Genomic DNA, 14386 nt, shown 5'->3' with positions numbered 1-14386 from the left:
CTTTCCCGCTCGGGCCGTGAGCGGTTTCGGTAACAGAATACTATCAAATGTGACATCCGTCTCGTGATCTGTTTGTGGGACATCACCAAGTTGTGGACCGCCCGGAAATCTGTCGGTAACCCGCAGTCCGACCGGAAGGTTAGGCTCACCTCTCGACATGGCCCCGATCAGCGAGAGGTACTCATGAAATTCCGATCCCTGCGCCGCCGCGGGCCGCGCGCGGTAGTCGTACTCGCCGCCGCCGCCGTCGCGCTCACCGCGTGCTCGTCCGGCAGTGGCGACGACTCGAACGGCTCTCCGACGGGCGACTTCGAACCCGTCGCGATCGAGCACGCACTGGGCACCGCCGAGATCGACGCGCAGCCCGAGAGAGTCGTGACGCTCGGGATGGGCTCGGCCGAGACGGCGATCGCCCTCGGCGTCACCCCGGTAGGGATGGAGGAATATCCCTGGGGCAGCGACGAAACGGGGTACCTGCCCTGGATCCACGAGGAACTGACCGAACGCGGCGAGCCGCTGCCCGAGCAGTTCACCGGCGGCACCGAGGTGGACGTCGAGGCTATCGCCCGACTCGCCCCGGACGTCATCCTCGCGCCGTGGTCCGGGATCACGCAGGAACAGTACGAACTGCTGTCGGCGATCGCTCCGACCGTCGCCTATCCCGAACTGCCGTGGACGATCACCTGGCAGGACCAGATCGAGACCATCGGCACCGCACTCGGCAAGCACGACGAATCACTGGATCTGATCACCGGGATCGAGGACACCTTCGAACGCACCGCGGCCGCGCACCCCGAGTACGCCGCCGTGACGTTATCCTATATCTACAACACCGGCCCCGGCACGCTGGGCGTGTTCATGCCCGACGAGCAGCGCGTGGCGATGGTCCGCGGACTCGGGCTGACGGTCGACCCGGTCGCGAACACACTCGAGGAGACCGAGGGCACCGACTCGGCGGTCATCGGGCTCGAGAACGCCGGACTGCTGAAGGACTCGGATCTGATCTTCACGTTCTATTCCGACCCGGCGAACCGCGCGGAGATCGAATCGCAGCCCGTCTACCAGCAGATTCCGGCGATCGCGCGCGGCTCGCTCGTCGCACCGGAGGAACAGCCGTTCGTCACGGGATCGTCGATGATCAATCCGCTCACCGTGCCGTGGTCGATCGACCGCTACGTCCCGCTCGTCGACGAGGCGATCGCGAAGCTCGACCGCTGAGCCGGACGCACCGGTGGTGCGCCCGGCTCTGGGGCGTCACCGCCGGTGCGCGAGCCTGCGGACCATGAGATCACCGATCGACTGCATGATCTGCACCATCACGATGAGGACGACCACCGCGAGCAACAGCACCGGCGTGTTGAACCGCTGGTAGCCGTAGACGATCGCGAAGTCGCCGAGACCGCCACCACCGATGACACCGGCCATGGCCGAATAGCCCACCAGCAGCACGAGGGTGAGGGTGGCACCGGCGATCAGCGGGGACAGCGCTTCGGGCAGCAGCACCTTGCGCACGATCTGCGCGTTGGTGGCCCCCATCGCCTGGGCCGCCTCGACCCGGCCCCGGGGCACCTCCCGCAGAGCGGATTCGACGATCCGGCCGAAGAACGGGATGGCACCGATGGTCAACGGCACGATCGCCGCGGTCGGCCCGATCGCGGTACCCACGATGAAGCGGGTGAACCCGATCAGCGCGATCAGCAGGATGAGGAAGGGAAGCGACCGGAACAGGTTGACGATCACGCCGAGGACGGTGTTGAGCGTCCTGCGGGGCCACAGCCCGGACGGTGACGTCAACTGCAACACGATCCCGACCAGCACACCACCGACGACGGTGAGCACGAAGGACACCGCAACCATGTAGAGCGTCTCGAGGGTGGCTTCCCACACCTCCGGGAAGGCGTCGTACCACTGCAGTTTGTTCATCGCGCCTGCACCGTCATTCCGTGAGTCCCTCCAATTCGGCTTCCGTCCCCCACGCCAGGCTCAGATACGGGCGTCCGGCCACGAAGCCCTCGATGAGTGCCCGATCGGTACCCGCCGTGAACCGCAGGCGCATCCGGCCCACGGTGACGCTGCCGACCTGTTCGACCCGGCCGCCGACCACAGCGATGTCGGCGTCGATCGCGCGGATCATCTCCGCGAGCCACGGTCCGTGCGCGGCATCACCGATCGCGGTGACCAGAGCCGTGTCGGCACCCGAACCCGTCGACGGGTCGGTGCCGACCGGGACGAGCGCATGCCCGAGCGCCGACTCGGGATCGGCGACGAGATCGACGATCCGGCCCGTCTCGACCACCTGTCCGGCGTCGAGCCGAGCTGCCGAGCTGCAGATCCGGCGCAGCACCCCGAGTTCGTGGGTGATCACCACGACCGTGACACCCAGTCGTCTGTTCACCTCGGCGACCAGATCGAGGACCTGATCGGTGGTGTCCGGGTCCAGGGCGCTCGTGGCCTCGTCGCACAGCAGCACCTCGGGTTCTGCGGCGAGTGCGCGGGCGATGCCCACGCGCTGCTGCTGACCACCGGACAGCTGCGAGGGGTAGCTCTCCCCCTTGCCGGCCAGGCCGACGAGATCGAGCAGCTCGAGCGCCCGCGTGCGGCGCTGTTCCTTGCCGATCCCGGCCACTTCGAGGGGGAACTCGACGTTCCGGATCACGGTGCGCGAGTGCAGCAGGTTGAACTGCTGGAAGACCGTCCCGATCCGTCGACGGGCCGCACGCAGTTCCGCACCGGACAGGGTCGACAGATCGTCCTTGCCGAGCAGGATCCGTCCCGAGGTGGGCCGCTCGAGCAGATTCAGGCAGCGCAGCAGCGTGGACTTGCCGGATCCGGAGGGGCCCACGATGCCGTAGATCTCGCCGTCCGGGATCTCGAGCGACACCCCTCGCAGCGCCGCCACCTCCCCGGAGCGCCCGGCTCCGGGGAAGGTCTTGACGAGGTTCTCGACGACGATCATCAGTTCGTCGGGTGGACCGGCAGCACGGCGCCGGAGTAGGTCTCCTCGATCCAGGCAGCCGTCTCGGGCGACTCGAGGGCCTCGGCCAGCGCGGTCACGGCCGGGTCGTTCTCGTTCTCGGCCCGCACGACGAGCAGGTTGGAGAAGGGGTTGTCCTCGACCTCTTCGGTGACGATGGCGTCCTCGGCCGGGTTCAGGCCGGCTTCGAGCGCGTAGTTGGAGTTGATCACGGCGGCGGTGATCTGCGCGTCGTCGAGCTGACGGGCGAGCTGCGGACGCTCGATGCCGACGAGGTTCAGGTTCTTCGGGTTGGCGGTGATGTTCGATTCGGTGACCACCGACAGGTCGGCCTCCTCGAAGGGCACGTCCATCTCGAGCAGACCGGCCGATTCGAGCAGGTACAGCGCGCGGGCGTAGTTGGTGGTGTCGCGCGGCACGGCGACGGTGTCGCCGTCCTTCAGCTCGTCGAGCGAGGCGATCTTGTTCGAGTAGAGGCCGATGGGCTCGAGGTGCACGTCGGCGACGGCGACGAGGTCGTCGACACCCTTCTGCTTCTGCCAGTCCGTCAGGTAGGGCTCGTGCTGGAAGAAGTTCGCATCGACGTCACCGGCCTCGAGCAGTTCGTTGGGATCGACCTCACCGGTGATCTCGACGATGTCGAGTTCGTAGTCGCCCAGCGCCCCGGTGCTCACGATCTGGTCGAGGATCTCGACGTGCGGGGTGGACGACGCCGAGATCCGGAGGGTGGTGTCGTCTCCTTCGGACGACGAGCAGGCCGCGAGGCCCGCAGCGAGGGTGAGCGCGGCGGACGCGACGACGATACGACGCAGTGACATCGGGTGGATACCTTCCGTTGGAAATGCGGGGACTTCGGAAATGCGGGGACGGACAGATCGATTATCGGGGTGCGGCGAAGCGGGCGAGGAGATCCGCGTGAAAACGCTCCGCCACGTTCGGGTGTGCCCGCAGGCGGGACTTGAGTGCGTTGAGGCCGTAGACGGCGTGCAGCGTGCCGCCGTGGGCGTCGGGGCCGACGCCGCGGGCGGCCGCGGCGAGATCCGCCGGCAGCTCCACCGGCGGGAGTTCGCGGTCGAGACCGGGATTGAGGAAGAAGGGCAGCGACACGCGGTCGGTGCCCGCCGGGGGCGGCAGCACGCGGTGGACGGTCGCCTGGAGGTAGCCACCGGTGGCGACCTCGAGGAGTTCGCCGATGTTCACGATGAAATGCCCTGGGAGCGGGTCGATGTCGACCCACCGACCGTCGCCTTCGACCTGGAATCCGGTGCTGCCGGGTTCGGGATAGAGCAACGTCAACGCGCCGACGTCCTTGTGGCTGCCGACCCCCTGATCGGTGACCGAGCGGTCGTGCCCGGGATACCGCGCGATCTTCAGCAGCGGGTCGGGATCGGCGAAGGCGTCCTCGAAGTGATCGGCGGGGGCACCGAGGGATTCGGCCCATGCACCGAGCAGTCGGCGTCCGACGTTGCCGGCCTCGTCGATCCACCGCAGGGCCAGTTCGCGTAGTCGGGGGACCTGCTCGGGCCACAGATTGGGGCCGTGCAGCACCTCCCAGGGGCGGTCGGGGTCGATCTCGGCGACGGCATCGCGTTCCGGGCCGATGTCGAGTTGTTCGCGCCAGTCGACATAGCCCTGGGTGCGTTCGCCACCGACACGGGTGTAGCCGCGGAAGTGGGGTGAGCGGATGTTCTCGATCGAGAGCTTGTCCGCCTCGGGGAAGGCGAAGAACTCGCGGGCCGCCGCGACGAGTTCGCCGGCGAGCGCGGGGTCGATCCCGTGACCGGCGAGATGGAAGAACCCGATCTCGTGGGTGGCCTCCCGGAGGCGATCGAGCAGGGTGTTGCGCGTTGTTTCGTCGCCGTCGAGATCGGACAGATCGATGACGGGCAATACCGTCGAATCGGACATGATGTGCCTTTCGAACCGCATCGGATGCGAGGAATTCCCGGTCACCGCCGGATGGTCGGTCACAGCGGACTCAGGGGACTCGTGAGAGCAGTGCGAGCAGCCCCGGACAGGGGCGATCAGCGGCAACGACAACACGCAGGAGCCACGGCGCGTCGAGCGCGTGTGCTCACAGTCTGCGTGTGGGTGTTGCCCATGTTCTCCTCCGATGAGGTCGCATGCGACCTTCGACGACAGTGGCGCCACGACGTGGTCCTGATCAAGGCTAATCGCCTCCGCGACCACCCGGCAAATCACCCTGGATCGACGATTCGACACCATTGACAGTATGCTGCCTTTTTGGCAGCATACTGTCATGACCGAAACAGTTCACGTCGCCGTGTACGACACCCTGGCGGACTGGGAGATCGGATACGTCACGCCGCACATCGCAGATCCGGAATGGCAGCGCAGTCCCGGCCGGTATCGCGTCCGCACGGTCGGAGCCACGGCGGAACCGGTCACGACGAAGGGCGGACTCCGCATCCTCCCCGACACCGTGCTCGCAGACGTGACGCCGGAGGACAGCGCGATGCTGATCCTCGCGGGCAACGACATCTGGCCGACCGACGCCTACGCCCCCTTCGTCGACAAGACCCGGCAGTTCCTCGACGCCGGCGTTCCGGTGGCTGCGATCTGCGGCGCGACCGGGGCGCTCGCGGCAGCCGGCCTGCTCGACGAGCGACCGCACACGAGCAACGCTCTCGAATTCCTGCAGGGCATCGGCTACGGGGGCGCCGATCTGTACCGGGACGAACCCGCGGTCACGGACGGCGATCTCATCACCGCGAGCGGCATCGCCCCCGTCGACTTCGCCCGCGCGATCCTCGCCCGCCTCGACATCTACGAACCGCGCGTGCTCGACGCCTGGTACGCCCTCTACGGCGAGCGCGACCCGCGCGGCTACTACGAGCTCATGTCCTCCGGCTCGTGACGGAGCAGAACGCGGCCGAGCAGCACCCGGCCGAGGCCGAACTGCTCAGCGCGGCCGCACTGACGGCGTTCCGGCTCAACGGCCAGTTTCTCGCGCTGGCCGAGACCCTGGCGCGTCCGGTGGGCCTGACCGCGGCCTGGTGGCAGGTCCTCGGCGCGGTCTCCCCCGCTCCGCTGCCGGTGTCCGCGATCGCCCGCGAGATGGGCATCACCCGGCAGAGCGTGCAGCGCATCGCCGATCTCCTCGTCGACAAGGGCCTGGCGGAGTACCGGCCCAATCCGGCGCACCGTCGCGCCAAGCTCGTCGCGATGACACCGGCCGGTCGCGACGCGATCCGTGCCATCGGCCCCGCTCACGCCGACGCCGCGCGGGCACTGTGCGAGGAGACCGGATCCGAGAACCTGGCGCGGATCGTGGAGGGCATGCGCGCGCTGTCGGCCGCCCTCGACCGATCGGCCGATCAGCTCCCCGACGGACGACGCGGCGGGAAGTGACGGATGAGCCCTTCCTGCACGACGGTCGCGACGAGTTCGCCCTCGATGGTGAAGTAGCGTCCCGTCGCCATACCACGGGAACCGGCCGCCACCGGGGATTCCGTGGCGTACAGGTGCCATTCGTCGAAGCGGAGCGGACGGTGGAACCAGATCGAATGGTTGACCGTCGCCGCCACGATCCGGTCGAGTCCCCACGACAGGCCGTGCGTGGTGAGGATCGAATCGAGGACGGTCGTGTCGGACGCGTAGGCCAGCGTGGCGACGTGGAGCAGCGGATCGTCGGGCAGTTGCCCGTCGGCGCGCATCCACACGCGGTTGTGGCCGAGCTTCTCCCCCGTTCCCCGCAACACCCAGGCGGGGTCGTTGGCGTACCGCATGTCGATCGGCTTGAGCGCGCCGACGAAATGCGGCAACTGCTCCTCGAAGCCGCGCAGGCGTTCGCCGATCGGCGGAAGCGCTTCGGGCAGGGGAACATCGGGAACGGTCACCGAGTGTTCGAGGCCTTTGCCCCACCGCTGGAAGGCGGCGAGCATGACGAACAGTTCCTGGTCGTCCTGGTAGGCGGTGACCATCCGGTTCGCGAAGTCGCGGCCGTCCCGGTGGGTGACGACGTGGTAGTCGATGGGCCGCTTGACGTCGCCGCCCCGGATGAAATGGGCGTTGATCGCGTGCACCGGACGATCACCCACGGTGCGTCCGGCCGCGATGAGCGCCTGCGCGACGAGCTGACCGCCGAAGGTGCGGCTGCCGACCTGCGCGGGATGACCACCACGGAAGACGTTCTCCTCGACCTGCTCCAGATCGAGGAGGCCGAGGAGAACGTCGAGATCCGTTGTGTCCGACAGTGTCACCGGGTGTCTTTCTCACCCAGCCGGTGCACGTGGATGAGGTTGGTCGAACCCGAGCGTCCCGGAGGCGCTCCGGCGACGATCACCACGAGGTCGCCGCGCTGGTACCGGCCCAGCGACAGCAACGCCGCGTCGACCTGTTCGACCATCTGGTCGGTGGTGTCGACCGGCTCGACCGAGAAGGTCTCGGTGCCCCACGTCAGCGCCAGCTGGTTGCGGATGTGCGGGACGGGCGTGAACGCGAGCAGCGGCAGCGGGGTGTGCAGCCGCGCGAGTCGTCGCACGGTGTCGCCCGACTGGGTGAACGCGACGAGCGCCTTGGCGTCGAGACGCTCGCCGATGTCGCGGGCGGCGTACGAGATGACACCGCGCTTGGTGCGCGGAACGTGCGTCAGCGCAGGCACTTCCGTCGAATCCGACTCGACGGCGGCAATGATGCGCGCCATCGTGCGGACCGTTTCGACGGGGAACTTGCCGACGGAGGTCTCACCCGAGAGCATCACGGCGTCGGTGCCGTCGAGCACGGCGTTGGCCACGTCGGAGGCCTCGGCGCGGGTGGGACGCGAGTTCTCGATCATCGATTCGAGCATCTGCGTCGCGACGATGACGGGCTTGGCGTTCTCGCGTGCGATCTGGATCGCGCGCTTCTGCACGAGCGGTACTTCCTCGAGCGGAAGTTCGACGCCGAGGTCGCCGCGCGCCACCATGACCGCGTCGAAGGCGAGGACCACGGCCTCGAGATTCTCGACGGCCTCGGGCTTCTCGAGCTTGGCGATCACCGGCACGTGCCGCCCGACGCGGTCCATGACCTCGTGAACGAGTTCGACGTCGGCCGGCGACCGCACGAACGACAGGGCGATGAAGTCGACACCGAGGCGCAGGGCGAACTCGAGATCCTCGATGTCCTTCTCCGACATGGCCGGAACGGAGACGTTCATCCCCGGCAGGGAGACACCCTTGTTGTTGCTGACGGGTCCGCCCTCGATGACGCGGCAGACGACGTCGTTGCCCTCGACCGCCTCGACGACGAGACCGACCTTGCCGTCGTCGACGAGCAACCGGTCGCCGGCGACGGCGTCCTGGGCGAGTTCCTTGTAGGTGGTCGAGACGCGGTCGTGGTCTCCGACCACGTCGTCGACGGTGATGCGGACCACTTCACCGTGTTCCCACACGGTGCGGTCCTCGGCGAATCGTCCGAGCCGGATCTTCGGCCCCTGGAGATCGGCGAGGATACCGACGGCGTGCCCGGAGGCCTCCGACGCAGCGCGGACCCGGTTGTAGTGGCCCTCGTGGTCGGCGTGTTCACCGTGGCTGAAATTCAGGCGGGCGACGTCCATTCCGGCGTCGACGAGATTCCGCAGGACATCGGGGTCGGCGGTGGCCGGCCCCATAGTGCAAACGATCTTGGTGCGTCGGGTCACGCTTCGAGCCTAGCCTCCGAGCCTGCGACCCTCCATCCCAGCACCCCGGTGCGTGTCGCCGGGGNTGGGATGGAGACGTCGGGATGTCACGGACGGAGCTGGCGTCCGTTCTTGTCGCGGACCTTGCCGGTGAGCATGAGGATGCCGTCGATCAGCGGCCAGATGCCCCCGATACCGCAGGTGAGCCACGTGACGGCGATCTGCGCGACCGCCGTGCCCGGCTGGTCGAGGTAGAAGCGTCCGGCACCGAAGGCGCCGAGCAGGATCTCCAGCACACCTGCGGTGACCTTGCTCTTGTCGGAGTACGGCTCGCCGGTGTAGGGATCGCGTCCGAAGGGCGCTGCGGCGTCGCGACCGTACGGGTTCGACGGGTCGGGGTAGCCGTAGGCCGACATCACCCCGTAGCCGGGCGGCGGACCGTATCCCTGTCCGCTCTGTGGAGGCGGGCCGTAACCCTGCCCGCCCTGCGGCGGCGGACCGTAACCCGGCTGCTGCGATCCCTGCGGACCGGTGTACCGGCCCTGCGACGGGTCCTGCTGCGGGGACCCGATCGGGTAGTGCGGGTCGGGTGTCCCGTAGACCGGTCCGGTGCCGGTCTCGGGCCGGCCCTGATGCTCGCCGTAGGGGTAGTCGCCCGGGGACGGATAGTCGGACTCGTGCTCGGCCGGCGGCGGGTAGCTGGGCGTGGTCCCCCAGCCCGGTCCGTTGCCGACACCCGAGTAGGTGTCCCATCCCGGTCCCGGAGTGCCGGTGGCGCCACCGAGGGAGTCGAGTGTGGGCGGTTGAGCGGACAACGAGGCCTGCGCGGTGGCGTCGTAGTCGAACGCGCGTCCGAGATCGGGCGGCGGGGTGTGCTCGCTCTCCGAGGACCGCTCCGGCGTGTCGGCGCCGGAGGCGGACTCGCTCCGCTTCGTCAGGTCGGGCTGGGCAGGCTCCGTCTTGTCGGGCTCCGGCTTGGCAGGCTCCGAATCGGATGCTCCCGAAGTTCCCGGGTCCTGTGTGGTCACGAGTGATCCCCTTTGCTGTCTCCGGACGTCGCTTCGTCGACTCTACCGGCGGCGGACGACGAGCTGTCCGACTCCGCATCCGCCGACTCCGAAGTGGGCGCGGCCTCGTCTGCGGCCGCCCCGCCCTCGTCCTGTGCGGCCGGCTCTGCGTCCGCGTTCCCGGCGACCGGGTTCAGCGTCGCAGGGTCCTCGCGGCCCTTACGTGCGAGGACGAAGTAGGCGACCGCGAGCACGAATACGATGCCCGAGGTGAACGAGTTGATCCGGATACCGGCGATCTGGGTCGCCGCATCGGTGCGCATCAGCTCGATCCAGAACCGGCCCGCGCAGTACCCGGCGACGTAGAGGGCGAACAGGCGTCCGTGACCGATCGTGAACTTCCGGTCGACGAACACCAACAGCAGCACGACGGCGAGGTTCCACAGCAGCTCGTAGAGGAAGGTCGGGTGCACGACGAAGGCCACCTCGCCGGTGGACACGCCGTCGACCAGCCCGGGCGCGACCTGCCCTGCGTCGTTGCGCCGTTCGTAGATCTCGAGTCCCCACGCCACCGTGGTCTCGCGACCGTAGAGTTCCTGGTTGAACCAGTTGCCGAGGCGTCCGATGGCCTGCGCCAGCAGGATCGCCGGGGCGAGGGCGTCCCCGAAGGCCGGCAGCGGGATCCCCCGCCGACGGCACCCGATCCACGCACCGAGCGCACCGAAAGCGACCGCACCCCAGATGCCGAGGCCGCCCTCCCAGATCTTCAGGGCGTCGACCGGGTCGTTGCCGTCTCCGAAGTACTTCTGCCAGTCGGTGGCCACGTGGTAGAGCCGCCCACCGATCAGACCGAAGGGCACCGCCCACACGGCGATGTCGAGGACGGTGCCGGCCTGTCCGCCGCGTGCGACCCAGCGGCGGTCGCCCCACCAGATCGCCACGACGATCCCGACGATGATGCACAGGGCGTAGGCGCGGAGGGCGAACGGTCCGAGATACCAGACGCCCTGCGGCGGACTCGGCAGATAGGCCAGAACAGACGCAGTGGATGTCACGAGTGCACGTTAGCGGAGCGAACGCCCTTCGCGAGATCCCGAGTCAGTGCGAGCAACGCGTCGGGCCCTTCGGCGACGGCGGAGACCAGCGCCGAACCGACGATCACGCCGTCGGCGTAGCCCGCGATCTCCGCGGCCTGGGCACCGTTGCGCACACCGAGACCGACACCGACCGGGATGTCGGAGTGCGTGCGCACCCGGGCGACGATCTCCGGCGCGCGGTTGTCGACGCTGTCGCGGGCGCCGGTGACACCCATGGTCGAGGTGGCGTAGACGAAGCCGCGGCACTTGTCGAGGGTGGTCGCGAGGCGCTCGTTGGTCGACGACGGTGCGACCAGGAAGATCCTGCCGAGTCCGTACTTGTCGGCCGCGGCGATCCATTTCTCCGCCTCGTCCGGGACGAGGTCGGGCGTGATGATGCCGAGTCCACCCGCGGCCGCGAGGTCGCGCGCGAAGTTCTCGACGCCGTACTTGAGCACGAGGTTCCAGTAGGTCATCACGACCGCGGCGCCGCCGGCGGCGGTGATCGCCTCGACGGCCGGGAAGACGTCGCGGACCCGGACGCCGTTGGCGATCGCTTCGAACGCCGCGTTCTGGATGGTGGTGCCGTCCATGACCGGGTCGCTGTAGGGGATGCCGACCTCGATGAGATCGCAGCCGCCCTCGACGAGCGTCTTCATCGCCTCGACGGAGCGCTCGACGGTGGGATAGCCGACCGGCAGGTAACCGACCAGTGCGGCGCGGTTCTCGGCGCGGCAGGTCGCGAAGATCTCGGTCAGGCGTTCGTGCGGGGCGCTCACTGGGCTGCTCCTTCGGGGCCGGTCCGGTCGGCGGACTCGTCGGTCGGCAGGTAGCCGAACCACTTGGCGGCGGTGTCGACGTCCTTGTCCCCGCGGCCGGAGAGGTTGACCAGGACGATGGCGCCCTTGCCGAGTTCGGGGCCGAGCTTGACGGCACCGGCGACGGCGTGGGCCGACTCGATCGCGGGAATGATGCCCTCGGTGCGGCACAGCAACGCGAAGGCCTCCATGGCCTCACTGTCGGTGACGGCGCGGTACTCGGCCCGGCCGGTGTCGGCGAGCCAGGCATGTTCGGGGCCGACGCCGGGATAGTCGAGACCGGCGGAGATCGAATGCGATTCGATGGTCTGGCCGTCCTCGTTCTGCAGCAGATACGAGAACGCGCCGTGCAGGGCACCGTGAGTGCCGCCGCCGATGGTGGCGGCGTGCCGTCCGGTCTCCACCCCGTCTCCCCCGGCCTCGCAGCCGACGAGCTTGACGGACGGGTCGTCGATGAACGGGTGGAAGATGCCGATCGCGTTCGATCCGCCGCCGACGCAGGCGACGACGGCGTCGGGCAGGCGACCGGTGAGTTCGCGGATCTGTGCGCGGGCCTCGAGGCCGATGATGCGCTGGAAGTCGCGGACCATCGCCGGGAAGGGGTGCGGGCCGGCGGCGGTGCCGAAGCAGTAGTAGGTGTTGTCGGCGTTGGTGACCCAGTCGCGCATCGCCTCATTGATCGCGTCCTTGAGGGTGCGCGAGCCGGTCTTGGCGGCGATGACCTCGGAGCCGAGCAGACGCATGCGCGCGACGTTGAGGGCCTGCCGTTCGGTGTCGACCTCGCCCATGTAGACGCGGCATTCGAGACCGAGCAGCGCGCATGCGGTGGCTGTGGCGACGCCGTGCTGGCCGGCGCCGGTCTCGGCGATCACGCGGGTCTTGCCCATGCGCTTGGCGAGCAGCACTTGCCCGAGCACGTTGTTGATCTTGTGCGAGCCGGTGTGGTTGAGATCCTCGCGCTTGAGGAAGATGCGCGCTCCGCCGGCGTGTTCGCTCAGGCGGGTGGCCTCGTAGACCGGGGACGGGCGGCCGGTGTAGTCGCGCTGCAGGCGGTCGAGTTCGGCCAGGAAGCCGGGATCGACGCGCTCCTTCTCGTAGGCAGCGGTGACCTCCTCGATCACCGCCATGAGCGCCTCGGGCACATAGCGGCCACCGAAGACTCCGAAATGGCCGCGGACGTCGGGTTCGTGCGCGGTCGGAGTGGCGAGGGCTTCGCTCATCGAGGGAAGCCCTCGGCCCTTGGCGGAAAGTGCGGAATCGTCTGCAGTCACGCGTCCAGTCTGCCCCACCACGCGACGCGGATCACGTGGGGGTCCGGACCGGCCGGGACGGTCAGCGTGCGGGCTTGGGGCACGACGGATGCGTGCCCACCGTCACCAGTTCGGCGACTGCCTGGCGCGGATCCCCACTGGTCACCAGTCCCTCTCCGACGAGCACCGCGTCGGCACCCGCGCCCGCGTACGCGAGCAGATCGGCCGGGCCGCGAACACCCGACTCGGCGATCTTGAGCACGTTGCTGGGCAGGCCCGGCGCGATGCGCGAGAAGGTCGTCTTGTCGACCTCGAGGGTCTTGAGGTTGCGCGCGTTGATCCCGATGACGGTGGCGCCCGCCTCGAGGGCACGGTCGGCCTCCTCCTCGGTGTGCGCCTCTACCAGCGCGGTCATGCCGAGCGACTCGACGCGGTCGATCAGCGCCGTCAGCACGGTCTGCTCGAGGGCCGCGACGATGAGGAGCACGATGTCGGCGCCGTGTGCCCGCGCCTCGTGGATCTGGTAGGGACCGACCACGAAATCCTTGCGCAGTACGGGAATACGGACAGCGCGACGGACGGCGTCGAGGTCGGCGAGGCTGCCGTGGAATCGGCGTTCCTCGGTGAGAACGCTGATGGCGCGAGCGCCTCCGGACTCGTACGCTGCAGCGAGCTCGGCGGGATCGGCGATGTCGGCGAGAGCACCCTTCGAGGGGCTGGCACGCTTCACTTCGGCGATGACCGCGATGCCCGGTTCGCGCAGCGCGGCCTTGGCGTCGATCGGTGGGGGCGCGGCTGCGGCGGCAGCCTTGACGGAGGCGAGATCGAGGGCCGCCTCACGGGCGGCGACGTCTGCTCGCACTCCTTCGAGAATCGAATCGAGAACTGTCATCGTGGCTCGAGTCCTTTCCCACCCTGCTCAATCCCGATGTGATCAAGCTCATCGGATCTGTCTAAAAGAGTAGTGAAGTGGTTTACAGCGGTCACCGGCGGGTGCCTGTATCACCCTCGCCACCGTCGTCCGTGGGATCCTCACCTGCGTCCAGTGCGTCCCACAGACCGCGTTCGGACAGGGGTTCGTCGTTCTCGGCGCGCCGGGCGGCCGCCTCGCGACGNGACGTGCTGCCGGGGCGTCGTACTTCGACGACAGTCCGGCCGCCTCGCGCGGGGTGCGCCACAGCGTCACTGCCGCGGCGAGGGCCGCGACGGCGCCGACGATCGCGAGGACGGCGGGCAACGGATAGGTCTCGACGGCGGTCACGGTCGCGCGGTCGGGCAGCGCGGCGACACCGGCCGCGGTCTCGGGGTCTGCGTCGCCGGTGAGCAACCGGACGGCGGGGATCGCGGCGGCGACGGCGACGGCCGCGACCACGAGCGAGACGAGACGCAGCGCGAGTCCGCGCACCGCGAAGACGGCGGCGACCGCCGCGAGCAGCACGAGAGCGAGCGGGGTCAGTGCCGCCGCCCAGCGGCCACCCTCGAGGTCGTCGACGCGGTCGATCCCGAGTCCGTCGGACGAGACCGCGGTGACCCACGTCATCCGGCTCGATGCCCACAACAGGGCCGCACCGACCCCGAGCAGCAGGGCGGCGATCACGGTCGGCCGGCGCCGGCGTCCGGTGGTGGGGCCGGCGTCCGGCG

At 68.9% G+C, this 14386-nt stretch carries 14 protein-coding genes and 1 pseudogene; 3 read left to right on the top strand and 12 right to left on the bottom strand.

Features of this window, described 5'->3' with window-relative positions:
- Positions 1-183 precede the first annotated feature (183 nt).
- Positions 184-1218, top strand: coding sequence for an iron-siderophore ABC transporter substrate-binding protein (locus ACLBYD_RS11950; protein WP_447816595.1), 1035 nt, complete (start codon positions 184-186; stop codon positions 1216-1218).
- 36 nt (positions 1219-1254) lie between these two features.
- Here ACLBYD_RS11950 and ACLBYD_RS11945 read toward each other — a convergent pair whose 3' ends face one another.
- The 4 genes from ACLBYD_RS11945 to ACLBYD_RS11930 all read right to left on the bottom strand — a co-directional run bounded on the left by ACLBYD_RS11945 (position 1255) and on the right by ACLBYD_RS11930 (position 4882).
- Positions 1255-1923 carry a methionine ABC transporter permease gene (locus ACLBYD_RS11945; RefSeq protein ID WP_016696053.1) on the bottom strand — a complete coding sequence of 223 codons (669 nt, stop codon included), beginning with the start codon at positions 1921-1923 and terminating at the stop codon, positions 1255-1257.
- 13 nt (positions 1924-1936) lie between these two features.
- Positions 1937-2956 (bottom strand): methionine ABC transporter ATP-binding protein, encoded by a 1020-nt coding sequence (locus ACLBYD_RS11940; RefSeq protein WP_447816594.1) that lies wholly within the window; start codon positions 2954-2956, stop codon positions 1937-1939.
- A complete protein-coding gene (locus tag ACLBYD_RS11935; protein WP_016696051.1) occupies positions 2956-3792 on the bottom strand; it encodes a MetQ/NlpA family ABC transporter substrate-binding protein in 837 nt (278 codons plus the stop codon). Before ACLBYD_RS11935 ends, ACLBYD_RS11940 begins: the two co-directional genes overlap by 1 nt.
- Before the next feature lie 61 nt (positions 3793-3853).
- On the bottom strand, positions 3854-4882 hold the full coding sequence (locus ACLBYD_RS11930) for an isopenicillin N synthase family dioxygenase (protein ID WP_447816593.1): 1029 nt from the start codon (positions 4880-4882) through the stop codon (positions 3854-3856).
- 352 nt (positions 4883-5234) lie between these two features.
- Between ACLBYD_RS11930 and ACLBYD_RS11925 the strand changes: the two genes are divergently transcribed.
- Both ACLBYD_RS11925 and ACLBYD_RS11920 read left to right on the top strand, forming a co-directional pair.
- Positions 5235-5852, top strand: a complete 618-nt coding sequence (locus tag ACLBYD_RS11925) for a DJ-1/PfpI family protein (RefSeq protein ID WP_447816592.1) — start codon at positions 5235-5237, stop codon at positions 5850-5852.
- Entirely contained in the window at positions 5849-6346 is a 498-nt protein-coding gene (locus tag ACLBYD_RS11920; RefSeq protein ID WP_447816590.1) for a MarR family winged helix-turn-helix transcriptional regulator, read from the top strand. Before ACLBYD_RS11925 ends, ACLBYD_RS11920 begins: the two co-directional genes overlap by 4 nt.
- On the opposite strand, the gene ACLBYD_RS11915 is transcribed toward ACLBYD_RS11920, so the two are convergent.
- The 8 genes and pseudogenes from ACLBYD_RS11915 to ACLBYD_RS11880 form a co-directional block, all read right to left on the bottom strand.
- Entirely contained in the window at positions 6313-7197 is an 885-nt protein-coding gene (locus ACLBYD_RS11915) for an acyl-CoA thioesterase II (RefSeq protein ID WP_085468362.1), read from the bottom strand. The two genes, ACLBYD_RS11920 and ACLBYD_RS11915, sit on opposite strands and share 34 nt — an antisense overlap.
- Positions 7194-8615, bottom strand: a complete 1422-nt coding sequence (pyk, locus tag ACLBYD_RS11910) for a pyruvate kinase (protein WP_060652879.1) — start codon at positions 8613-8615, stop codon at positions 7194-7196. Before pyk ends, ACLBYD_RS11915 begins: the two co-directional genes overlap by 4 nt.
- Before the next feature lie 86 nt (positions 8616-8701).
- The gene (locus tag ACLBYD_RS11905; RefSeq protein WP_447816589.1) at positions 8702-9622 is read right to left on the bottom strand and encodes a TM2 domain-containing protein; all 921 of its coding nucleotides are present in this window, start codon (positions 9620-9622) and stop codon (positions 8702-8704) included.
- Entirely contained in the window at positions 9619-10656 is a 1038-nt protein-coding gene (lgt, locus tag ACLBYD_RS11900) for a prolipoprotein diacylglyceryl transferase (RefSeq protein ID WP_039585217.1), read from the bottom strand. The genes ACLBYD_RS11905 and lgt overlap by 4 nt, the downstream gene beginning before the upstream one ends.
- Positions 10653-11456: a tryptophan synthase subunit alpha gene (trpA, locus tag ACLBYD_RS11895; RefSeq protein ID WP_447816588.1), complete on the bottom strand. Its 804-nt coding sequence runs from the start codon at positions 11454-11456 to the stop codon at positions 10653-10655. The genes lgt and trpA overlap by 4 nt, the downstream gene beginning before the upstream one ends.
- Positions 11453-12715, bottom strand: coding sequence for a tryptophan synthase subunit beta (trpB, locus tag ACLBYD_RS11890; protein WP_447816666.1), 1263 nt, complete (start codon positions 12713-12715; stop codon positions 11453-11455). The genes trpA and trpB overlap by 4 nt, the downstream gene beginning before the upstream one ends.
- 112 nt (positions 12716-12827) lie before the next feature.
- Entirely contained in the window at positions 12828-13637 is an 810-nt protein-coding gene (gene trpC / locus ACLBYD_RS11885; protein ID WP_016696041.1) for an indole-3-glycerol phosphate synthase TrpC, read from the bottom strand.
- A 91-nt stretch (positions 13638-13728) separates the two neighbouring features.
- Positions 13729-14386: pseudogene (locus ACLBYD_RS11880) on the bottom strand (TIGR02234 family membrane protein); the annotation flags it as partial.

Source organism: Rhodococcus sp. C26F (assembly GCF_053345925.1).
The sequence above is the reverse complement of the archived record's forward strand: the minus strand, read 5'-3'. Positions and strand labels throughout refer to the sequence as shown.